The 20556-nt window shown below is 71.8% G+C and carries 19 protein-coding genes; 12 read left to right on the top strand and 7 right to left on the bottom strand.

Features of this window, described 5'->3' with window-relative positions; translation table 11 throughout:
- Position 1 precedes the first annotated feature (1 nt).
- Positions 2-535, bottom strand: a complete 534-nt coding sequence (locus ACFY0F_RS00955) for an RNA polymerase sigma factor (RefSeq protein WP_388786934.1) — start codon at positions 533-535, stop codon at positions 2-4.
- Positions 536-902: 367 nt separating this feature from the next.
- On the opposite strand from ACFY0F_RS00955, the gene ACFY0F_RS00950 reads away from it, so the two are divergent.
- A complete protein-coding gene (locus ACFY0F_RS00950; RefSeq protein ID WP_388786931.1) occupies positions 903-1940 on the top strand; it encodes an aspartate-semialdehyde dehydrogenase in 1038 nt (345 codons plus the stop codon).
- Positions 1941-2133: 193 nt separating this feature from the next.
- Here ACFY0F_RS00950 and ACFY0F_RS00945 read toward each other — a convergent pair whose 3' ends face one another.
- On the bottom strand, positions 2134-2610 hold the full coding sequence (locus ACFY0F_RS00945) for a DUF1203 domain-containing protein (protein WP_388786928.1): 477 nt from the start codon (positions 2608-2610) through the stop codon (positions 2134-2136).
- Between the two features lie 112 nt (positions 2611-2722).
- Here ACFY0F_RS00945 and pepN point away from each other — a divergent pair, with 112 nt between their 5' ends.
- The gene (gene pepN / locus ACFY0F_RS00940; protein WP_388786925.1) at positions 2723-5299 is read left to right on the top strand and encodes an aminopeptidase N; all 2577 of its coding nucleotides are present in this window, start codon (positions 2723-2725) and stop codon (positions 5297-5299) included.
- A 64-nt stretch (positions 5300-5363) separates the two neighbouring features.
- On the opposite strand, the gene ACFY0F_RS00935 is transcribed toward pepN, so the two are convergent.
- On the bottom strand, positions 5364-6884 hold the full coding sequence (locus ACFY0F_RS00935; protein WP_388786922.1) for an FAD-dependent monooxygenase: 1521 nt from the start codon (positions 6882-6884) through the stop codon (positions 5364-5366).
- A 115-nt stretch (positions 6885-6999) separates the two neighbouring features.
- Here ACFY0F_RS00935 and ACFY0F_RS00930 point away from each other — a divergent pair, with 115 nt between their 5' ends.
- Positions 7000-7572, top strand: a complete 573-nt coding sequence (locus ACFY0F_RS00930; RefSeq protein ID WP_388786919.1) for a TetR family transcriptional regulator — start codon at positions 7000-7002, stop codon at positions 7570-7572.
- Positions 7573-7639: 67 nt separating this feature from the next.
- Here the strand turns inward: ACFY0F_RS00930 and ACFY0F_RS00925 are convergent, their stop codons facing one another.
- The 3 genes from ACFY0F_RS00925 to ACFY0F_RS00915 form a co-directional block, all read right to left on the bottom strand.
- Complete coding sequence (locus tag ACFY0F_RS00925; protein ID WP_388786916.1) at positions 7640-7900, bottom strand: hypothetical protein; 261 nt, start codon at positions 7898-7900, stop codon at positions 7640-7642.
- A gap of 63 nt (positions 7901-7963) precedes the next feature.
- Positions 7964-10057 carry a 4-alpha-glucanotransferase gene (gene malQ, locus ACFY0F_RS00920; protein ID WP_388786914.1) on the bottom strand — a complete coding sequence of 698 codons (2094 nt, stop codon included), beginning with the start codon at positions 10055-10057 and terminating at the stop codon, positions 7964-7966.
- Positions 10058-10303 carry a hypothetical protein gene (locus ACFY0F_RS00915; protein WP_388786911.1) on the bottom strand — a complete coding sequence of 82 codons (246 nt, stop codon included), beginning with the start codon at positions 10301-10303 and terminating at the stop codon, positions 10058-10060.
- 175 nt (positions 10304-10478) lie between these two features.
- On the opposite strand from ACFY0F_RS00915, the gene ACFY0F_RS00910 reads away from it, so the two are divergent.
- The 3 genes from ACFY0F_RS00910 to ACFY0F_RS00900 are packed head-to-tail and all read left to right on the top strand — an operon-like array spanning position 10479 to position 13062.
- Positions 10479-11012 (top strand): PadR family transcriptional regulator, encoded by a 534-nt coding sequence (locus tag ACFY0F_RS00910; protein ID WP_388786908.1) that lies wholly within the window; start codon positions 10479-10481, stop codon positions 11010-11012.
- Positions 11009-11707 (top strand): ABC transporter ATP-binding protein, encoded by a 699-nt coding sequence (locus ACFY0F_RS00905; protein ID WP_388786906.1) that lies wholly within the window; start codon positions 11009-11011, stop codon positions 11705-11707. The genes ACFY0F_RS00910 and ACFY0F_RS00905 overlap by 4 nt, the downstream gene beginning before the upstream one ends.
- The gene (locus ACFY0F_RS00900) at positions 11707-13062 is read left to right on the top strand and encodes an ABC transporter permease (RefSeq protein WP_388789114.1); all 1356 of its coding nucleotides are present in this window, start codon (positions 11707-11709) and stop codon (positions 13060-13062) included. Before ACFY0F_RS00905 ends, ACFY0F_RS00900 begins: the two co-directional genes overlap by 1 nt.
- Before the next feature lie 88 nt (positions 13063-13150).
- Here the strand turns inward: ACFY0F_RS00900 and ACFY0F_RS00895 are convergent, their stop codons facing one another.
- Positions 13151-13687: an HNH endonuclease gene (locus tag ACFY0F_RS00895; RefSeq protein WP_388786904.1), complete on the bottom strand. Its 537-nt coding sequence runs from the start codon at positions 13685-13687 to the stop codon at positions 13151-13153.
- 310 nt (positions 13688-13997) lie between these two features.
- On the opposite strand from ACFY0F_RS00895, the gene ACFY0F_RS00890 reads away from it, so the two are divergent.
- From ACFY0F_RS00890 to ACFY0F_RS00865, 6 genes are all read left to right on the top strand, one after another.
- Complete coding sequence (locus tag ACFY0F_RS00890) at positions 13998-15098, top strand: mechanosensitive ion channel family protein (protein ID WP_388786901.1); 1101 nt, start codon at positions 13998-14000, stop codon at positions 15096-15098.
- 83 nt (positions 15099-15181) lie between these two features.
- The gene (locus ACFY0F_RS00885) at positions 15182-15799 is read left to right on the top strand and encodes a Uma2 family endonuclease (RefSeq protein ID WP_388786898.1); all 618 of its coding nucleotides are present in this window, start codon (positions 15182-15184) and stop codon (positions 15797-15799) included.
- Between the two features lie 202 nt (positions 15800-16001).
- Complete coding sequence (locus ACFY0F_RS00880) at positions 16002-17213, top strand: ROK family protein (protein ID WP_388786895.1); 1212 nt, start codon at positions 16002-16004, stop codon at positions 17211-17213.
- A 75-nt stretch (positions 17214-17288) separates the two neighbouring features.
- Positions 17289-18632, top strand: a complete 1344-nt coding sequence (locus ACFY0F_RS00875) for an ABC transporter substrate-binding protein (protein WP_388786893.1) — start codon at positions 17289-17291, stop codon at positions 18630-18632.
- 2 nt (positions 18633-18634) lie between these two features.
- A complete protein-coding gene (locus tag ACFY0F_RS00870; protein WP_388786891.1) occupies positions 18635-19603 on the top strand; it encodes a carbohydrate ABC transporter permease in 969 nt (322 codons plus the stop codon).
- 2 nt (positions 19604-19605) lie between these two features.
- Positions 19606-20499 carry a carbohydrate ABC transporter permease gene (locus ACFY0F_RS00865; protein ID WP_388786888.1) on the top strand — a complete coding sequence of 298 codons (894 nt, stop codon included), beginning with the start codon at positions 19606-19608 and terminating at the stop codon, positions 20497-20499.
- Positions 20500-20556: the final 57 nt, after the last annotated feature.

The following is a 20556-nucleotide window of genomic DNA, read 5'->3' as shown; positions in this document are numbered from 1 at the left end:
GTCACACCACCTCGTCCTCGTGCAGGCGGGCGCGCAGGGCCCGTACCGCCGTGTGCAGCCTGCTCTTGACCGTGCCCTCGGGGATGCCGAGTTCCTCGGCGATGCCGCGCACCGGCAGGTCGGCGTAGAACCGCAGGACGAGGATCTGGCGCTGGGCGTCGGGCAGTTCGTCCAGGCCCCGGGCGACGGCGAGGGAGAGCAGGCTGGTGTCCTCGCCGGAGGGATGGTCCGTCTGCCGGAGCGCGGCCAGGCGTTCGCCGAGCCGTTCCTGGCGGCGTTTGGCGCGATGCCAGTCCATGGCGAGGTTGGAGGCGACGACCGCCGCCCACGCGGACACGTCGCGCGGCGCCTCCTCGCCCTTCGCGGCCCGTTCCAGCAACCGCAGGCGGACCTGCTGCACCCCGTCCGGCAGGTCCGCCTGCGGTACGCCGCCCAGCGCGAGCACCGCCCGCACCCGGCGTTCCTGTGCCGCGTCCAGCGGATCGGCCCCTGCGTGGTCCGCCCCCTGGCCGCGGCGGGCCCTTCTGCGCAGCACAGCCGCTCCTCCCCTCGCCGCGTTTCCCCTACGACGCCGGGGCGGGGGAAAACGTTCGGCGGGCCGGGGCCCTTTTTCGGCCCCTGTGCGGCGGTGCGGGCAGAGGTATACGTCACACCGCCGTATGAGTGCGGCGCCCATGGGCAGGTGCCGGGCAGCACAGCTTCCGGCGCGAAGTGCCCGTCGGGGGAATTCCTCCAGCTCAGCGCGGTGCGGACGGCAGGACCGCAACCGGCCGCGGGATGATCGCGTCCCACCCCTCGGGCACCCGGCGCAAAGGATTGGACACGCGGGCCGGGGGCGACCGCATGATGGAAAGGCCCCGGCCACGCACGGGGCGCCCGCAAGCCACGGAGAAGGAGTCGCAGTGAGGATCGGAATCGTCGGAGCCACCGGTCAGGTCGGCACGGTCATGCGCAGGATCCTTGACGAGCGCGACTTCCCCTTCACCGAGCTGCGGCTGTTCGCCTCGGCCCGCTCCGCCGGGACCGTCCTGGACGGCGTGACGGTGGAGGACGCGGCGACCGCCGACTACACCGGCCTCGACATCGTCCTCTTCTCCGCGGGCGGCGCCACCTCCAAGGCGCTGGCCGAGAAGGTCGCCTCCCAGGGCGCCGTGGTGATCGACAACTCCTCGGCGTGGCGCAAGGACCCCGAGGTGCCGCTGGTGGTGTCGGAGGTGAACCCGCACGCGGCCGTCAACCGGCCCAAGGGGATCATCGCCAACCCGAACTGCACCACGATGGCCGCCATGCCGGTGCTGAAGCCGCTGCACGAGGAGGCGGGCCTCGAAGCGCTGGTCGTCGCCACCTACCAGGCGGTGTCCGGCTCCGGGCTCGCGGGCGTCGCGGAGCTGCACGGGCAGACGCAGAAGGTCGTCGCCGACGCGGACCAGCTCACCCACGACGGTGAGGCGCTCGACTTCCCCGAGCCGCAGGTCTACAAGCGCCCCATCGCCTTCAACGTGCTGCCCTTCGCGGGCAACCTGGTCGACGACGGCCTGAACGAGACCGACGAGGAGCAGAAGCTCCGCAACGAGTCCCGCAAGATCCTGGAGATCCCCGGCCTGAAGGTCTCCGGCACCTGCGTGCGCGTCCCCGTCTTCTCCGGCCACTCCCTGCAGGTCAACGCCCGCTTCGCCCGCCCGCTCAGCGTCGAACGCGCGACCGAGCTGCTCGCCGGCGCCCCGGGCGTCGCCCTCACCGACATCCCGACGCCGCTCCAGGCGGCCGGCAAGGACCCGTCGTACGTCGGCCGCATCCGCGCCGACGAGACGGTGGAGAACGGGCTGGCCCTCTTCATCTCCAACGACAACCTCCGCAAGGGCGCCGCCCTGAACGCCGTGCAGATCGCGGAGCTGGTGGCGGCGGAGCTGTCCGCCAAGCAGGACGTGACCTCCGCCTAGGGCCTGTCCGGCGGGTCATGCCGCAGACGCGGGGCTTGGCACGCCCACCAGCGCCGATGAGGCACCGCCCGTGCCCTGCGACCTGATCCGCCGGACAGGCCCTGGGAACATCCCGCCCGGGGCGGTCGCCTCCGGCCTCGATGCCCGGAGGTGACCGCCCCTTCGGCGTGCCGGTGGCACGCGCGTCGGTGGCTCAGGGCCGCCGCACCTCGTACAGGAAGCACCCGTACTCCACCGCCCGCACATGGACGAGGGCCACGTCGGGGTCGGCGAAGGCCTCCGTGAAGGCCGCGGCGAAGTCCTCGGGGGCCTCGACGAGCCGGCCGCCGAGGATGTGCCCGGCGGCGGAGTAGCGGCGGACGGTGTGGTGCTCGTCGGTGAAGGGGTGACCGTCGCCCTCCGGGCCCGGGCATTCGTCCGCGTGGATGAAGACCGGGCCCTGTTCGTCGTAGGCGCCCGGGTCGGCGCCGTGCTCCGCGGCCCAGCGACGCAGGGGCGCGTAGGAGACGAGTGCGATCCGCTCGCCGGGGGTGCTGTGGCGCAGGCAGCAGCGCAGTGGGCTGCCGCCCTCGTCGTCGGTCAGGGGGACCGCTCGCCGTCCCGCGTCGTCGGTGAGGCGGAGTTCCTTCAGGGTCCGGGGGTCGATGGGCCGGGCCGTGTACGTCGTCATGCGTCCAGGCTGGCGTGTTCGCGCCCCGCCCACCGGCGGGATCCGGACATCGCTTTCCCCACGGGTCACGTGGAAGGATGACGTAACCGACACATAACGAGGAGATGACCGCGTGCCTGGCACAAACCTGACTCGCGAAGAGGCGCAGCAGCGGGCGAAGCTGCTCACCGTTGACTCGTACGAGATCGATCTCGACCTCTCCGGCGCGCAGGAGGGCGGTACCTACCGGTCCGTGACCACGGTGCGCTTCGACGTGGCGGAGAACGGAGCCGGGTCGTTCATCGACCTGGTGGCCCCGACCGTGCACGAGGTGACGCTGAACGGCGATCCGCTCGACCCCGCCGAGGTCTTCGAGGACTCCCGTATCGCCCTCCCGGGCCTGCTGGAGGGCCGCAACATCCTCCGCGTCGTCGCCGACTGCGCGTACACCAACACCGGTGAGGGTCTGCACCGCTTCGTGGACCCGGTCGACGACCAGGCCTACCTCTACACCCAGTTCGAGGTGCCGGACGCCCGCCGGGTCTTCGCCTCCTTCGAACAGCCGGACCTGAAGGCCACCTTCCAGTTCACCGTGAAGGCGCCGGACGGCTGGACCGTCGTCTCCAACTCGCCGACGCCCGAACCGAAGGACAACGTCTGGGAGTTCGAGCCGACGCCGCGCATCTCGACGTACATCACGGCCCTCATCGCCGGTCCGTACACCTCCGTCCACAGCGTGTACGAGAAGGACGGGCAGTCCGTGCCGCTGGGCATCTACTGCCGGCCCTCCCTCGCGGAGTTCCTCGACTCGGACGCGATCTTCGAGGTGACCCGGCAGGGCTTCGACTGGTTCCAGGAGAAGTTCGACTACGCGTACCCGTTCGAGAAGTACGACCAGCTCTTCGTGCCGGAGTTCAACGCGGGCGCGATGGAGAACGCGGGCGCGGTCACCATCCGGGACCAGTACGTGTTCCGGTCGAAGGTGACGGACGCGGCGTACGAGGTGCGCGCGGAGACCATCCTGCACGAGCTGGCCCACATGTGGTTCGGCGACCTGGTCACCATGGAGTGGTGGAACGACCTGTGGCTGAACGAGTCGTTCGCCACGTACACCTCCATCGCCTGCCAGGCGGCCGCGCCCGGCTCGCGGTGGCCGCACTCGTGGACGACGTTCGCCAACTCCATGAAGACCTGGGCGTACCGGCAGGACCAGTTGCCGTCCACGCACCCGATCATGGCGGACATCCGCGACCTGGACGACGTGCTGGTCAACTTCGACGGCATCACCTACGCCAAGGGCGCCTCCGTGCTGAAGCAGCTGGTGGCGTACGTCGGCGAGGACGAGTTCTTCCGGGGTGTGCAGGCCTACTTCAAGCGGCACGCGTTCGGCAACACCCGGCTGTCCGACCTGCTCGGCGCCCTGGAGGAGACCTCCGGCCGGGACCTGAAGACCTGGTCGAAGAAGTGGCTGGAGACGGCCGGCATCAACATCCTGCGGCCTCAGATCGAGACGGACGCCGACGGGGTCATCACGTCCTTCGCCGTCCGCCAGGAGGCCCCGGCGCTGCCCGCCGGTGCCAAGGGCGAGCCGGTGCTGCGCCCGCACCGGATCGCGGTCGGTCTGTACGACCTCGACGAGGCGAGCGGCAAGCTGGTGCGCGGTGAGCGCCTGGAGCTGGACGTCGACGGCGAGCTGACCGCCGTACCGCAGCTGGCCGGCAGGCGCCGCCCGGCGGTGATCCTGCTCAACGACGACGACCTGTCCTACGCCAAGGTCCGGCTGGACGAGGAGTCCCTGAAGGTCGTCACCGAGCACCTCGGCGACTTCCAGGAGTCCCTGCCGCGCGCCCTGTGCTGGGCGTCGGCGTGGGACATGACCCGGGACGCGGAGCTCGCCACCCGGGACTACCTCTCCCTGGTCCTGTCCGGCATCGCCAAGGAGTCGGACATCGGTGTCGTGCAGTCGCTGCAGCGGCAGGTGAAGCTGGCGATCGAGCTGTACGCCGACCCGGCCGCCCGCGAGGCCCTGCTCACCCGCTGGACGGACGCCACGCTGGCCCATCTGCGCGCGGCCGAGCCGGGCGGCGACCACCAGCTGGCGTGGGCGCGGGCGTTCGCGGCGACGGCGCGTACGCCCGAGCAGCTCGACCTGCTGGACGCGCTGCTGGAGGGCACCCAGACGGTCGAGGGCCTGGCCGTCGACACCGAGCTGCGGTGGGCCTTCGTGCAGCGGCTCGCGGCGGTCGGTCGGTTCGACGAGGCGGAGATCGCCGCCGAGTACGAGCGGGACAGGACGGCGGCCGGTGAGCGTCACGCGGCCACCGCCCGCGCGGCCCGCCCGACGCCGGAGGCCAAGGCGGAGGCCTGGACGTCGGTCATCGAGTCGGACAAGCTGCCGAACGCCGTGCAGGAGGCCGTCATCGGCGGCTTCGTGCAGACCGACCAGCGGGAGCTGCTGGCGTCCTACACGGACCGGTACTTCGAGGTCGTGAAGGACATCTGGGACGCCCGTTCGCACGAGATCGCCCAGCAGATCGTGATCGGCCTCTACCCGTCGGTCCAGGTGTCCGAGGACACCCTCGCCAAGACGGACGCCTGGCTGGCCTCCGCCGAGCCCGCCCCGGCCCTGCGCCGGCTGGTCTCGGAGTCCCGCTCGGGTGTGGAACGCGCGCTGAAGGCGCAGGCGGCGGACGCGGACGCGGCCGGCTAGGCCTTCGCGGTACGTACGCCCGAGGGGCGCCCGGCAGTCTGCCGGGCGCCCCTCTCGTCACGGGTCACCCCACGTGGGCCGCGAGCGCCGCCCCGATCGCCGCCGGGCCGGCCGCGTCGTCCGCCCAGGCCACGTATCCGTCGGGGCGCACCAGCACGCTCGTCCGGCGCCCGCTCGCCCAGCGCGCCACGGTCAGCCGGTCCGCGCGCCCGGGCCCGTCCTCGTACTTGTCCGGGGTGATCAGTACGAAGCGGCCGCCGCGCAGGGCCTGGTGGAGGCGGCCCCCGTCGGCCAGGCGGACGTCGGGCACGCGGGTGCCGGTGAGGCGGTGGGCGCCGCGGGGGGCGCCGTAGTGGTAGCCGAGGCCGGTGACCTGTGCGACGGCCTTGCGGCGGGCCGGACCGACCACCCCGAGGAAGGCGGTGAGGGCGCCCCGCAGCGCCAGCTCCCAGGGGCGCCTGGCCATGGCGAGGCGGACGATGCCGCCGCTGCTGCGCAGCACCGCCCTGCCGACCGGGTGGCGCTCGGCCTGGTAGGTGTCGAGGAGGCTCTCCGGGGCGTGGCCGCCGACGACCTGGGCGAGTTTCCAGCTCAGGTTGGCCGCGTCCTGCAGCCCGGTGTTCATGCCCTGGCCGCCGGCCGGGGTGTGCACATGGGCGGCGTCGCCGGCCAGGAAGACCCGGCCGACCCGGTAGGCCGGCGCCTGGCGCTCGTCGCTGTGGAAGCGGGACATCCAGCGGGCGTCGTGCATCCCGAAGTCCCGGCCCAGGGCGAGCCGGGTGATCTCCTTGACCTCCGCCAGGTCGAGGGGTTCGCTCTCGGGGACGTCGCGGCCGCGGTGCCAGCCGATCACGCGGTGGTAGCCGTCGCCGAAGGGGGCGATGAAGGCGAACGCGTCACCGACGGCGTTGACGGTGAGCAGGGTGTCCGGCTGCTCCGCGAGCCGCACGTCGGCGAGGACGACGGAACGGATCACCGACCTGCCCGGGAAGGGCAGCCCGATCGCGTCCCGCACGGCGCTGCGCGCACCGTCGGCACCGACGACGTACGCGGCCCGCAGGGTCCCGGCCGCGCCTCCCCCACTCTCGGCTTCGCTCGAGCGGGGGGACCCCCCTGGGCCGCGGACCGCGACCGTGACGCCGTCCGCGTCCTGGGTCAGGCCGGTCACCTCGGTCTCGTGCCGGAACTCGACGCCCGCCTCGGCCGCGCGCCGCTCCAGCGCCTTCTCGACCTCGTACTGCGGCAGGACGAGCAGGTGGTTGAAGCGGGACGGCAGGGTGTCGAGGGCGAGGGTGAGGCGGCCGAAGAGGCGGAGCCGGTCGAGGGGGCGTCCGACCGCCTCCAGGCCGTCGGCGAGGCCGCGGGCGTCGAGCTGCTCCAGGGTGCGGGCGTGCAGCACGAACGCGCGGGAGAGGTTGCTGATCCCGTGCGGTCGCTTCTCCACGAGGGTGACGGGGACGCCGGCGGTGGCGAGGTCACCGGCGAGGAGCAGGCCGGTGGGACCGGAACCCACGACGACGACGACGTCACGGGCGGCGCTTCCGGTGGAGCGGGTGGAGCCGGTGGTGCCAGCGGTGCCGGTCATGAGGGCCTCCTGGTATGCCAACGCCTGTTGGTCAACGCTCGTTGGCAACGGTACTCCGGCAGCGAGCATCGGGTCAACACTTGTTGGCCCACGGGTGTTGACCTACGCTTCCGCCATGACCGCCAGCCCCGCACCACGCCGCTCCGACGCCACCCGCAACGCGATCCTCGCCGCCGCGCGCGAGCGCTTCGCCACCGACGGCTACGAGCGGGCCACCATCCGCGCGATCGCCAAAGACGCGCGGATCGATCCATCGATGGTGATGCGCTACTACGGCAACAAGGAGGGCCTGTTCGCGGCGGCCGTCGCACTCGACCTGCGGTTGCCGGACCTGGACACGATCCCGCGCGAGGAGATCGGGCGGGCGCTGGTGACCCACTTCCTCGACCTGTGGGAGGAGAACGAGGAGCTGACCGCCGTACTCCGGGTCGGCGTCACCAACCAGGCCGGGGCCGAGCGCATACAGGGCATCTTCCGGGACCAGCTGCTGCCCATGGCCCGGCAGGCCTGCCCCGATCCCGGGCAGGCCCCGGCACGGGCCGCGCTGTGCGCCTCGCAGCTGCTGGGCCTGGCGCTCACCCGCTATGTGCTGCGCTTCGGTCCGGCCGTGGCCCTGACCCGCGAGGAGATCACGGCCTGGCTCACGCCGACCGTGCAGCGGTACATGACGGCGCCCGACCCCGCGTGAACCGGGCCGCCCGGAAGCACGTCGAGGGCGCCGGCGTCACCGGCGCCCTCGACGGGAGTCGCGAAGGTCAGGCCTTGGCCTTGGGCTTGGCGTTGACGAGCTTCGTCTTGTCGGACTTGTCCAGCACCATCACCAGGCCGGTGATGACCGCGAAGATGGCGAGCGGGGCGACGACGTAGAGGCCCAGCGTCGCGCCGATGCCCAGGGGCGAGCCGGGGTCGTCGCCGTCGTCGCGGGTCACCGCGAGCGCGGGGGACGACATGAGCAGCATCATCAGCGTCGTACCGGCGGCCAGGGCGCCGGCGCGCAGGGCGTTCTTCTTGTCCACGGTGCAAAAGTAGCGAACGCCGTCGGGCAGCGCGCGGCCGGGGTGCCCTGTACGCCGCACCGCTCAGCCCTCCCCGAGCACCGCGAGCAGCGCCCGCAGCCGCGCGGACCCCGTCAGTTCCTCCAGCGTCACCGGCCGCCCCTCGGCGTCGGCGATCGGCAGGCGCCAGTTCGGGTACTGGTCCCAGGTGCCGGGGAGGTTCTGCGGGCGGCGGTCGCCGACGCCGTCGGGGAGCCAGACGCCGATCATGCGGGCGGGGGTGCGCAGCAGGAAGCGGTGGACGGCCTGGATCTCGGCCTCCTCCGCCTCCTCCGCCAGGACCGCCGTCCCGAGCAGACCGAGCCGGCCCAGCACGGCCAGCCACTCCTGGCTGTCGGCGGCCGCCTCCGCGCGCTCCTCGGCCACCGGGCGGGTCAGCAGACCGAGGGAGTCGCGGAGTTCGACGTGTTCGCCGGTGAGGCGGGAGGCGGTGGGCGGCAGGTCGTGGGTGGTGGCGGTGGCCAGGCAGTCGGCGCGCCAGCTCTCGGGCGGCAGCGGACGGCCGTCGCCCTCCCAGTCCCGTTCGAACCACAGCACCGAGGTGCCGAGCACCCCGCGCCGCTGCAGCGTCTCGCGCACCCCGGGCTCCACCGTGCCCAGGTCCTCGCCGATGACGACGGCCCCCGCCCGGGAGGCCTCCAGCGCCAGCAGGGCGAGCATGGCGTCGGCGTCGTACCGGACGTACGTGCCCTCCGTCGGCGGCCGGCCCTGCGGCACCCACCACAGCCGGAACAGACCCATGACGTGATCGATGCGCAGGGCGCCCGCGTAGCGGAACAGGGCACGCAGCAGACGGCGGTAGGGGGCGTGTCCGGAGGCGGCCAGACGGTCGGGGCGCCAGGGCGGCAGGCCCCAGTCCTGGCCGCGGGCGTTGAAGGCGTCGGGCGGGGCGCCGACCGACATGCCGGCGGCGAAGTGGTCCTGCTGGGCCCAGGCGTCGGCACCGCCGGGGTGCACGCCGACGGCGAGGTCGTGGACGATGCCGACCGGCATGCCGGCCTCGCGGGCGGCGCGCTGGGCGGCGGTGAGCTGCTCGTCGGTGAGCCAGGCGAGCCAGGAGTGGAAGTCGACGCGGTCGGCGAGGTCGGCGCGGGCACGGGCGGTCTCGGGTGAGCGGGGGTCGCGCAGCCCGGCGGGCCAGGCCTGCCAGTCGGAGCCGTGCACCTCGGCGAGGGCGTACCAGGTGGCGTGATCCTCCAGGGCCCGGCCCTGTTCGGCGCGGAAGGCGGCGTAGGCGGCCTGCCGTCCCGGCCCGAGCGGAACCTCGCGCACCGCCCGGAGCGCCTGGCGCTTCAGCTCCCACACCGCGTCACGGTCGATCAGCGCGCCCTTGTCGAGCACCGAGGCGCGCAGCCGTGCGGCCCGCTCCAGTACGGCCCGCAGGTGCTCCTGGTCCTCGGCGTACGCGTACTCCGGGATGTCCTCGACCCTCAGGTGGACCGGGTCGGGGAAGCGGCGGGAGGAGGGCCGGTAGGGCGAGGGGTCGGTGGGAGCGCCGGGCACGGCCGCGTGCAGCGGGTTGACCTGCACGAATCCGGCGCCCGCGGTGCGCCCGGCCCAGGCGGCCAGCTCGGCGAGGTCACCGAGGTCGCCCATGCCCCAGGAGCGGGTGGAGAGCAGGGAGTAGAGCTGGACGAGGAGTCCGAAGGAGCGCCCGGCGGGGGCGGGCAGCCGGGGCGGGGCGACGATCAGATGGGCCTCGGCCGTACGTCCGTCGGGGGCGGTGGCGCGCACACGGTGGACGCCGGTCGGGAGCTCGTCGGCGGCGTCCCGGGTCTCGCCCTGCTCGGTCTCCACGCGCAGCCCGGTGCCGGCGGGCAGGGCGTCGAGGGCGGCGGGGCGGGCTCCGGCGTCGGTCCAGTGGACCAGGGTCGGCGGCAGCAGGCGTTCGCGCAGCTCCCGTTCCCGCTCGGCGAGGGCGGCGGCGGTGGCCTCGGGGGTGGCGGCGTCGACACCGAGGGCGGCCAGGACTGCGACGACGGCCTCGGCGGAGGCCGCGACGGTGCGGTCCGGGGAAGGACTGTAGGAGGTGGCGACGCCGTGCAGGTCCGCGAGCCGCGACAGCTCCTCGTCGAGGGGTGCGGCGTCGGGGGGTGCGGCGTCGAGCGGTTCGGCCATCTACAGCCCCGGGCCGTAGGAGTCCGGGGTCGGGTCGGACTCGCTGGTCAGCGGGGCTGCGTCGGCGAGTGGCGGTTCACTGGTGAGCGGCTCGGCCTCGGGCAGCGGCGGCTCACTCGTCAGCGGGGCTTCGGCGGAGGTGCCTTCGGCACTGAAGAAACTGGCGTACAGCTCCTGGGTGTCGGCGGACGGCTCCGCCGAGGGTTTGGACAGGGCGGGGAGCGGGGCGTGTGCCGTTGCGGTCACGGGGGCCTCCTTGTGGCCTCGTCGGTACGGCGGTGCGTTCTTGCGGGATATCGCAGGCCTACCCAGTGGACGCGATCGCAGACGTGACCGGGACCGAGTGATGGATTCATCACGCCGCCGCCACACCGGGTCCCACTATTCACTCAGCACATGTACTCAGTGCATACTGATCTCCATGAGCACCCGCCACATCCTTCTGGGACTGCTCGCTGCGGGGCCGAGCCATGGCTACGACCTCAAGCGACGCCACGACGAACGCTTCCCGCAGGCCCGTCCGCTGGCCTACGGGCAGGTGTACACCACCCTGCAGCGCCTGGTCCGGGACGGCCTGGCGGAGGTCGACGGAACGGACGCGGACGGCGGACCGGAACGCACCCTGTACCGCTCGACGCGGTCGGGCGCGCGGGAACTGACCCAGTGGGCGGCGCAGATCGCCCCGCCGGCGCCCTTCGTCACGAACGAGATCTTCGCCAAGGTCGTCGTGTCGATCCTCGCGGGCGGCGACCCGGCCGCCTACCTCGGCGCCCAGCGCGCCGCGCACATGGAGCGGATGCGGGAGCTGACGGCCCTCAAAACCACCCCGGGCACCGATCTGGCGACCGTGCTCTCGGCGGACTACGCCCTCAACCACCTCGATGCCGACCTCCGCTGGATGAACACCACGGCGGCCCGGCTGACCACTTTGACCGCGGAGGTCGACGCAGCATGAACCACAAGGGGGATGCCTCGGTGCCGCTCCTGGCGGGCCGGGGCCTCGTCAAGGCGCACGGCGGGACACGGGCGCTGCGCGGCGCCTCGGTCGAACTGCGCGCCGGTGAGATCCTCGCCGTGACCGGGGCCAGCGGCAGCGGCAAGTCCACTCTGCTGCACTGCCTCGCGGGCATCGTGCGCCCGGACCAGGGCTCGGTGACGTACGACGGGCTGGCGCTGCAGGAACTGCCGGAGAAACGGCTGAGCGAACTGCGCCGCTCCGACTTCGGCGTGGTCTTCCAGTTCGGGCAGCTGATCCCGGAACTGACCGCCGCCGACAACGTCGCGCTGCCCCTGATGCTCGCCGGGTCCACACGCGCCGAGGCGCGTGCGCGGGCGGACGAATGGCTGGAGCGGTTCGGGGTGCGCGGGCAGGAGGAGCTGCGGCCGGGTGAGATGAGCGGCGGCCAGGCGCAGCGGGTCGCCCTGGCACGGGCGCTGGTGACCGGGCCCAGGGTGGTGTTCGCGGACGAGCCGACGGGGGCCCTGGACTCGCTGGCGGGCGAGCAGGTGATGACGGCCCTGGTGCACACCGCCCGGGAGTCCGGCACGGCGGTGCTGTTGATCACGCACGACGCGCAGGTCGCGGCGTACGCCGACCGCGAGGTGCGGCTGAGCGACGGGACCGTGGCGCCGGCGGGGGTGGTCGCGTGATCGCCGCGGACGTGCGTCTCGCCTGGCGGCTGACCCGGGGTTCCGACCGGGGCGAGTGGTGGCGGGTCGCGCTCACCGCGGTGGGGGCCGCGCTGGCGACGGGGTTCGCCCTCGCGGCGGTCGCCCTGGCCTCGCTCCAGGGGTACTGCTCCGTGTCCGTCGGGAACGGGCTGCTCAACACCCCCGGCGAGCGCTCCGGAGTGATCGTCAGCCTGCTGCTCCTGCTGGTGCCGGTGCTCGGCTTTCTCGGGCAGTGCACCCGCATCGGCGCCGTGCACCGGGACCGGCGGCTGGCCGGGCTGCGGCTGGCGGGTGCCACCCCGGCCCAGGTGCGCCGGATCGCCGCCGCGGAGACCGGGCTGGCCTGTCTGCTGGGCTCGGCCGTCACCACCGCCGTCGCGGTTCCGGTCCTGCTGAGCCAGTGGGACCACCCGGGCGCGCGGGCCGCGATCGGCGTCGTGCTGGTCGCCCTCGGCGTGCCGGTACTGGGTGCGGCGACGGGCGCGCTGGTGCTGCGCCGGGTGGTGGCCTCGCCGCTCGGGTGGGTGCGCCGGGTGCGGCCGAGCAGTGGGGGGAGGCCGGGGCTGGTGTTCACGGGCGGTGTGCTGGTCGTCCTGGTACTGGCGCTCTGGGCCGTCGTGAACACCTCCAGCGCCGATCGCGGGCGGATGCCGCTGGTGCTGTTCGGCCTGGTCCTCGTCGTCGGCACGGGCACGGTGTGGCTGGCCGGCGGAACGGCCCTGCTGCTGGGACGGCTGCTGGCGGCACGGGCCCGTGCGGCGGCGACGCTGATCGCGGCGGAGCGACTGCGCGACGACCCGTGGGCGGCGTCCCGTACGCACGCGGCGGTGCTGCTCGTCACGGTCGTCGGTACGGGCTTCGTCGGCGTCCGCCAGGCGCTCCTCGCCGATCTGCACGCCATGGACCGCGCGGGCCACCTGGGCATGAGCATGTCCTTCTACACGACGGGCATCGACCTGACGGCCGCCGCGATCCTCGTCGCCCTCGCCATCACCCTCTCCGGGCTCGCCGTCGCCACCGCCGAGTCCCTCGGGAACCGCCGCCGCGGACTGGCCTCGCAGGTCGCCGCCGGGGTGCCGCGGGCCGTGCTCGGCCGGGCGCTGCTGCTGGAGACGGCCCTGCCGCTGGCCCCCGCCGTCGCGCTGGCGGGCACGGGCGGCATGGCGATCGGCATCTGGTACGCCTCGGTCGCCTCCGACCACGTCGCACCGGCCGTGCCGTGGCCGGCGCTGCTGGTCCCGGTCGGGGTGTACGCGTGCTGCCTGCTGGCGGCGGCCACCTCACTGCCCCTGCTGCGCCGCTCGGCCCACCCGGCGGAACTGCGCCACGCCTGAGCGCCGGGCGGGTGCCAGGCCCCGGGGGCACAGGGGACTCCCGGGGCCGCACCGCGCGCGTGCCCCGGGTGTGCGAAGGCCCGGATCGTCAGGCGGAGATGCCGTCGATCCGGGCCAAGGCGTCGTCCGCGCCGTACGGCTGCAAGTAGGGCAGCCAGCGCGGGTCCCTATGGCCGGTCCCGATGATGCGCCAGGCCAGACCGGTGGGCGGAGCCGGTTTGTGGCGCAGTCGCCAGCCGATCTCCACGAGGTGCCGGTCGGCCTTCACGTGGTTGCAGCGGCGGCAGGAGGCCACCACGTTGTCCCAGGCGTGCTTGCCCCCACGGCTGCGCGGGACGACGTGGTCGACGCTGGTTGCGACGCCACCGCAGTACATGCACCGGCCGCCGTCGCGCGCGAAGAGCGCGCGCCTCGTCAGAGGAACGGGCCCCCGGTAGGGAACCCGTACGAATCGCTTGAGCCGGACCACGCTGGGTGCGGGGACTGTGACGGTCGCGCTGTGCATATAGGCGCCGGATTCCTCGAGCGAGACGGCCTTGTTCTCCAGGACGAGGATGAGCGCGCGGCGGAGCGGTACGACGCCGAGCGGCTCGTACGACGCGTTGAGGACCAGGACGTGCGGCACGGGTGCCTCCTTGGGCGTCGGCGGCGCGTGGCTCGCGCCGGGACGATCTGCAGTCAGTCTCTCCTCAGGGCTGGTGGATGCGCCACCATCTCCCGGTAACGGGCTGGGAGTGTTTTCGACCACACCGCATTCATCCCCCGGATCGTGGCCTGTTCAAGCGCAGGTGAGCACGGTCTCTCCTTCACGGATCCGGCGTTGGCACACACAATGCCCCGTTAGTGTGGTGGTTCTGCCCGTCCGGTGACCTTTCCGTGACCTCAGCGACATCCGCCGTCGCATCGGACGGGTGCTGCACCTGGAGGTACCTGCCGTGTCCTTGCCCGCCGTCCTACTGGCCGCCGGTGCGTCGCCGTCGCCGTCCCCCTCGGGGTCGACGGCCACCGTGCCGTCGCTCCAGGACGCCCAGGAGAGCGCGACGAACGCCGCCAGCTGGGTCGAGCAGAACTGGTCGACCTGGCTCGCCATGGCCCTGCAGATCCTGCTGGTCCTGGTCGTGGCGGTGACGCTCAGAGCGGTGGTGCGGCGGGCGATCACCCAGCTCATAGACCGGATGACCCGGACCGCGCAGACGGGTGACGGCTCCTCGCTGGGCGGGCTCCTGGTGAACGCCGAGCGGCGTCGGCAGCGGGCCGCGGCGATCGGCTCGGTGCTGCGGTCGGTGGCGAGTTTCCTGATCCTCGGCACGGCCGCGCTGATGGTCCTGTCCACGTTCCGGATCAACCTGGCCCCGCTGCTGGCGTCCGCCGGTGTGGCCGGTGTGGCGATCGGTTTCGGCGCCCGGAACCTGGTCACCGACTTCCTCTCCGGCGTCTTCATGATCCTGGAGGACCAGTACGGCGTCGGCGACGTGATCGACGCGGGCGTCGCCTCCGGCGAGGTGATCGAGGTCGGGCTGCGCGTGACCAAGCTGCGCGGCGACAACGGGGAGATCTGGTACGTCCGCAACGGCGAGGTCAAGCGCATCGGCAACCTCTCCCAGGGCTGGGCGACGGCGGGCGTGGACGTCACCGTCAAGGCGAACGAGGACCTGGACCGGCTGAAGGCCACCCTCGACGAGGTCGCCGAGAAGATGAGCAAGGAGGAGCCCTGGAACGAGCTCCTGTGGAGCCCGATCGAGGTGCTCGGCCTGGACAGCGTGCTGCTGGACTCCATGGTGGTACGGGTCTCCGCGAAGACCATGCCCGGCAAGGCCCTGTCCGTGGAGCGCGAGCTGCGCTGGCGCATCAAGCGCGCCTTCGACGCGGCCAGCATCCGCATCGTGGGCGGGGCGACGGCCGTGGAGGACCAGGAGGAGACCCCTGACCCGACGGCCGCGGTGGCCGCGCCCGCGGTGTACGCCGACTCGGAATCCCCGCAGGTGGCGGCGACGACGCCGATCGCCGCGCAGAGGTCGGGGGCGTCGGGGAAGTAGGGGGACGGTTCGGCACGCTCGTTCGGGTGAACGGCGGGGGGAGGAACGTCCTCGGCACGTCCATGGGCCGCACACTGCCGCCCATGGACGCCGACACCCCGGATCTCATGTCCCGCCTGGAGCCCGTGGCCCTCCTGGCGGCGTACGAGGCGGCGTCACCGATGCCCGTGATCCCGGAGTACATCGAGGGCCGGGCGTACGTGCCTTCGGCGCCCCCCGACTACGCGCACAGCGACACGGCCATGACCGCGCTCTTCCAGCTCCGCGCGGCCGGAGTCGCCCGCGTCGGCAGGGGGAACGGCTTCCGGTGCACCGACAGCACTGGAGCCACCACTGCGTTGCTCGTCCCGGACCTCTACGTGCTCCGCCGCAGACCGAACGCGGCCGACGACGCGCACTACGCACGGTACGAGGGCTGGTACCCCGTCGACATGCTCGCCTTGGTCGGCGAGGTCACCTCCACCAACCACGAGACCGACACCGGCCCCAAGTACCGCACCTACGCCGCCGCCGGCATCCCCGTGTACGTCCTCATCGACCGCCATGCCAGGACGGCCCACTGCTACACGGACCCCGTCCTCCCCGGCGAGGACCCCACCGAGGCCTACTACGACACCGACATCAAGGTGGACCTGGGCGACCCGCTCCCCCTCCCGGCTCCGTTCCCCACCCTGGACACGGCGCCGTTCCTCGCCGGCTGAACCGGCCGTAGGCCACCCGCCCCCGAGGCAAGAGTCCGTCGCCTCGGGGGCGATGTCTATTGACGCCCGCTTCGTCCTGGGCTTACCTTCCTCCCACCCCGATAGGAAACTTTCCTAACAGTGATCACCCAATCGATCACCGGGTGGACGTGATCCCCAGGTCACTGGGAAGCTGGGCAGTTGGAAAGGCAGGTGTCGACCCATGGCAGGATCCGCCGGTACGCCGGGTACCCCGCGCGTGCTGCGCGCCATGAACGACCGCGCCGCACTCGATCTCCTCCTGGAGCACGGGCCGCTGTCCCGCACGCGGATCGGCAAGCTCACCGGCCTGTCCAAGCCGACCGCCTCCCAGCTCCTGGCCCGTCTGGAGGCGGCGGGCCTGGTCCTGGCCACCGGCACCAGCGAGGGCCGCCCGGGGCCCAACGCACAGCTGTACGCGGTCAACCCCGCCGCCGCACACGCCGCAGGGCTCGACGTCACCCCGGGCCGCATCCGCGCCGCCGTCGCCGACATCACCGGCCGCACGGTGGGCGAGTACGAACTGCCCACTCCCGGCAGGCGTCCGGAACAGCCGGTCGTCCGGCAGGTCACCGACGCCCTCGACGGCGCCGTCAAGGCCGCCGGACTCGCCCGGGACGACCTGCACCGGCTGGTCATCGGCACCCCGGGCGCCTTCGACCCGGGCACCGGTCGGCTGCGCTACGCCTCCCACCTGCCCGGCTGGCACTCCCCGACGCTGCTCGACGAACTCGCCGCCGCGCTGCCGATGCCGGTCGAGTACGAGAACGACGTCAACCTCGTCGCGATAGCGGAGCAGCGGCTGGGCGCGGCCCGGGGCCACGGCGACTTCGTCCTGCTGTGGAACCAGGAGGGCCTCGGAGCCGCCCTGGTCCTCGGCGGGCGGCTGCACCGCGGCTGGACCGGCGGCGCCGGCGAGGTCGGCTTCCTGCCGGTACCGGGCACCCCCCTGGTCCGGCAGGTGACCAAGGCCAACAGCGGCGGTTACCAGGAGCTGGCCGGCTCGCAGGCCATCCCCAGGCTGGCCCGCGAACTCGGCATCGGCGACGTGCCGGCGGGCCCGTACGCCGAGGCCGCCGCCGAGCTGGTGGCCCGCGCCGCCGACCACGCGGGCGGACCGCACCGGCAGCTCCTGCAGACGTACGCGACGCGGCTGGCCACCGGTCTCGCCTCCCTCGTGTCCGTCCTGGATCCCGAACTCGTCGTCCTCAGCGGCGCCTCCCTCACCGCCGGCGGCGAGGTGCTGCGCGCGCTCATCCAGGCGGAGCTGGAGGAGCTGGCGGCACCCCGCCCGCACCTGGTCGTGGGCGACGTCCGTGAACACCCCGTCCTGCGCGGCGCACTGGAGAGCGCGCTCGCGACCACCCGCGACGAGGTCTTCGACACCTCGCGCTGAGCCTTCCCGCACGGCCCCCGTCTTTTCCCGCACGGCCCTTCCCTCACCTCACCGCCCTTCCAGGGAGATCCCGTCATGCCCGAAGCCATACCCTCACTTGCCCGAAAGACGGCTTTTGCTCTTACCGCGTCGCTGGCACTGCTCACCACCGCGTGCACCGGCCAGTCGGCCTCCACCGCCTCCGACGACGCCTCGAAGGACACCACCATCAACTTCTGGCACGCCTGGAGCGCGCCGAACGAGGTGAAGGCCGTCAAGTCGCTGGTCGCGGGGTTCGAGAAGGCGCACCCCAACATCCATGTGAACGTCGTCGGCAACATGACCGACGACAAGATCAACCAGGCGCTGCGCACCGGCGGTGACAAGGCGCCCGACGTGATCTCCTCCTTCACCACCAACAACGTGGGCAAGTTCTGCTCCTCGGGTGCCCTGGTCGACCTCAGCCCCTTCTTCAAGAAGTCGGGCATCGACCCGGCCAAGACGTTCCCGAAGCCGATGAACGAGTACACCCGGTTCGACGGGGACCGCTGCACGGCACCCCTGCTCGGTGACGCGTACGGGCTCTACTACAACAAGACGGCGTTCCAGAAGGCGGGCATCAAGAACCCGCCCAGGACGTGGTCCGAGTTCGAGGCCGACGCCAAGAAACTGACCATCACGCAGGGCGACGGCTACAAGCAGCTCGGGTTCATGCCGGACTACCACGGCTGGGAGACCACCACCGAGCACTACTTCGCGCAGTTCTCCCCCACGTACTTCGACAAGAGCGGCAAGTCGAACCTCGCCGAGGATCCCGCCTTCCAGGCCGGTTTCACCCTGCAGAAGAAGCTCGTCGACGAACTCGGCGGATTCCAGAAGCTGGAGAGGTTCCGCTCCACGCTCGGCGACGAGTGGGGCCCCAAGCACCCCTTCCAGACCGGCCAGGTCGCGATGCAGCTCGACGGCGAGTGGCGGATCGGCATGGCGCTCGCCACCAAGCCGAAGTTCCAGATCGGCGTCGCCCCGCTGCCCGTGCCCGACGACCGGGTGAGCCAGTACGGCAAGGGCTACATCACCGGCACCATCGCCGGCATCGCCGCCACCAGCAAGAAGCAGAACGCGGCCTGGGAGTTCGTCAAGTACGTCACCACGGACACCGACGCGGTGGTGGGCTTCTCCAACGACCTGCACAACGTGCCGTCCACGCTGGCCGCGCTGAAGTCACCGAAGCTGAAGTACGACCCGCGGTTCAAGACGTTCCTGGACATCGCCTCCAACCCGTACTCGAACACGAGCCCCGCGTCCATCAACGGCGGCGTGTACCTCACGACGATCCAGAACTTCGGATACGACTACGAGAGCGGGAAGGTCAAGAGCCTGAAGGCCGGTCTGGAACAGACGGCCAAGCAGATCGACACGGACATCGCGCAGGCGAAGTAGCGATGAGTACGATCACGCTCGCCTCGAAGCGCCGCAGGGCCGGCCTCGCCGCGAAGCAGCGGAAAAAGGCACTGCGTACCGCCGCCTTCATGTCGCCCTGGTTGATCGGCTTCGCGGTCTTCTTCGCGTACCCCCTGATCTCCACGGTCTACTTCTCGTTCATGCACTACGACGGCTTCAAGCCGCCGACGTGGAGCGGGGCGAAGAACTGGAAGTACGTCTTCGAGAACTACCCCTACTTCTGGCCCGCGTTGCGCAACACGCTGTGGCTGGTCCTGGTGATGGTCACCCTCCGGGTCGTGTTCGGACTCGGCATCGGGCTCCTCATCACGAAGATCAAGACGGGCACGGGTGTCTTCCGCACCCTCTTCTACCTGCCCTACCTCGCTCCACCGGTCGCCGCGACCATGGCCTTCGCCTTCCTCCTCAATCCCGGCACCGGCCCGGTGAACTCGATCCTGGAGAAGGTCGGCATCCCGGCCCCGGGCTGGTTCAACGACCCCACCTGGTCCAAGCCCGCCCTGACCCTGCTGGCCCTGTGGGGCGTCGGCGACCTGATGGTCATCTTCATGGCCGCGCTGCTCGACGTGCCGACGGAGCAGTACGAGGCGGCGGAGCTGGACGGCGCCTCGGCCTGGCAGCGCTTCCGGTACGTCACGCTGCCGAACATCTCCCCGATCGTGATGTTCGCCGTGGTCACCGGGGTCATCCAGACCATGCAGTACTACACCCAGCCCCTGATCGCGGGAAAGGTCGCCTCCGGTGTGATCCAGGGCGCCGGCACGATGTTCGAGCCCGGCTATCCGGAGAAGTCCACGCTGACCCTCCCCCAACTGGTCTACAACCTCGGCTTCCAGCGCTTCGACTACGGCTCCGCGTGCGTCGTCGCCCTGGTCCTCTTCGCCCTGTCGATGGTGTTCACCGCGTTCCTGATGCGGCGCCGGGGCGGTCTCATTCAGGCAGGTGACTGACGATGACCCAAGTGCTGGACAGACCGGTCGAGCTGAAGACCCCCGCCTCCCCCGCCGAGCGCACCGCCCGCCGCCGGGCGCTCCTGGAGTGGGTCGCGATCCACTCCCTCGGCGTGGCGGCCGCCCTCTTCTTCACGCTCCCCTTCGTCTTCATCTTCCTGACCTCGCTGATGAGCGACACCCAGTCACTGAGCCGGGACCTGATCCCGCACACCTGGGAGTGGGGCAACTACCGCAAGGTGTTCGACACACCGGGCTTCCTGACCTGGTGGAAGAACACCCTGGTCTACGCCGGCCTCGGCACCGTCCTCACCGTGGTGTCCTCGATCCCGGTGGCGTACGCGCTCGCCAAGTTCCGCTTCCGGGGCCGGAACCTGTCGCTCATGCTGGTGATCTCGATGATGATGCTGCCGCCGCAGGTGATCATCATCCCGATGTACCTGTTCTGGGCGAAACAACTGGACCTGTCGGGCACGCTGTGGCCGCTGATCATCCCCATGGCGTTCGGTGACGCGTTCTCCATCTTCCTGCTGCGGCAGTTCCTGATGACGATCCCCAACGAGTACCTGGACGCGGCCAGGGTGGACGGCTGCGGCGACCTGCGGACCCTGCTGAAGGTCGTGCTGCCGATGGCCAGGCCGGGGATCGCGGCCGTCGCCCTGTTCCAGTTCTTCTACGCCTGGAACGACTACTTCGGGCCCCAGATCTACGCCTCCGAAAATCCGGGCGCCTGGACCCTGAGTTACGGCCTGGAGTCCTTCAAGGGCGCGCACCACACCGACTGGAACCTGACCATGGCCGCCACCGTGCTGGTCATGGCCCCCGTGATCCTCGTGTTCTTCTTCGCCCAGAAGGCGTTCGTCGAGGGCGTCACGCTCACCGGAGTGAAGGGTTGACCCCACATGCTGTGCACTCCCGGACCCCCGGCCGATGACCACCGTTCCCCGCACCCG

It is taken from the genome of Streptomyces sp. NPDC001544 (assembly GCF_042894285.1).
Lineage (GTDB): Bacteria > Actinomycetota > Actinomycetes > Streptomycetales > Streptomycetaceae > Streptomyces.
The sequence above is the reverse complement of the archived record's forward strand: the minus strand, read 5'-3'. Positions and strand labels throughout refer to the sequence as shown.

Bases quoted from the DNA above. Each gene is read 5' to 3' on its own strand.
- ACFY0F_RS00945 (WP_388786928.1), bottom strand. From the start codon at position 2,610: ATGACGACGTACACGGCCCGGCCCATCGACCCCCGGACCCTGAAGGAA.
- ACFY0F_RS00935 (WP_388786922.1), bottom strand. From the start codon at position 6,884: ATGACCGGCACCGCTGGCACCACCGGCTCCACCCGCTCCACCGGAAGC.
- ACFY0F_RS00930 (WP_388786919.1), top strand. From the start codon at position 7,000: ATGACCGCCAGCCCCGCACCACGCCGCTCCGACGCCACCCGCAACGCG.
- malQ (WP_388786914.1), bottom strand. From the start codon at position 10,057: ATGGCCGAACCGCTCGACGCCGCACCCCCCGACGCCGCACCCCTCGAC.
- ACFY0F_RS00910 (WP_388786908.1), top strand. From the start codon at position 10,479: ATGAGCACCCGCCACATCCTTCTGGGACTGCTCGCTGCGGGGCCGAGC.
- ACFY0F_RS00905 (WP_388786906.1), top strand. From the start codon at position 11,009: ATGAACCACAAGGGGGATGCCTCGGTGCCGCTCCTGGCGGGCCGGGGC.
- ACFY0F_RS00885 (WP_388786898.1), top strand. From the start codon at position 15,182: ATGGACGCCGACACCCCGGATCTCATGTCCCGCCTGGAGCCCGTGGCC.
- ACFY0F_RS00880 (WP_388786895.1), top strand. From the start codon at position 16,002: ATGGCAGGATCCGCCGGTACGCCGGGTACCCCGCGCGTGCTGCGCGCC.
- ACFY0F_RS00875 (WP_388786893.1), top strand. From the start codon at position 17,289: ATGCCCGAAGCCATACCCTCACTTGCCCGAAAGACGGCTTTTGCTCTT.
- ACFY0F_RS00870 (WP_388786891.1), top strand. From the start codon at position 18,635: ATGAGTACGATCACGCTCGCCTCGAAGCGCCGCAGGGCCGGCCTCGCC.
- ACFY0F_RS00865 (WP_388786888.1), top strand. From the start codon at position 19,606: ATGACCCAAGTGCTGGACAGACCGGTCGAGCTGAAGACCCCCGCCTCC.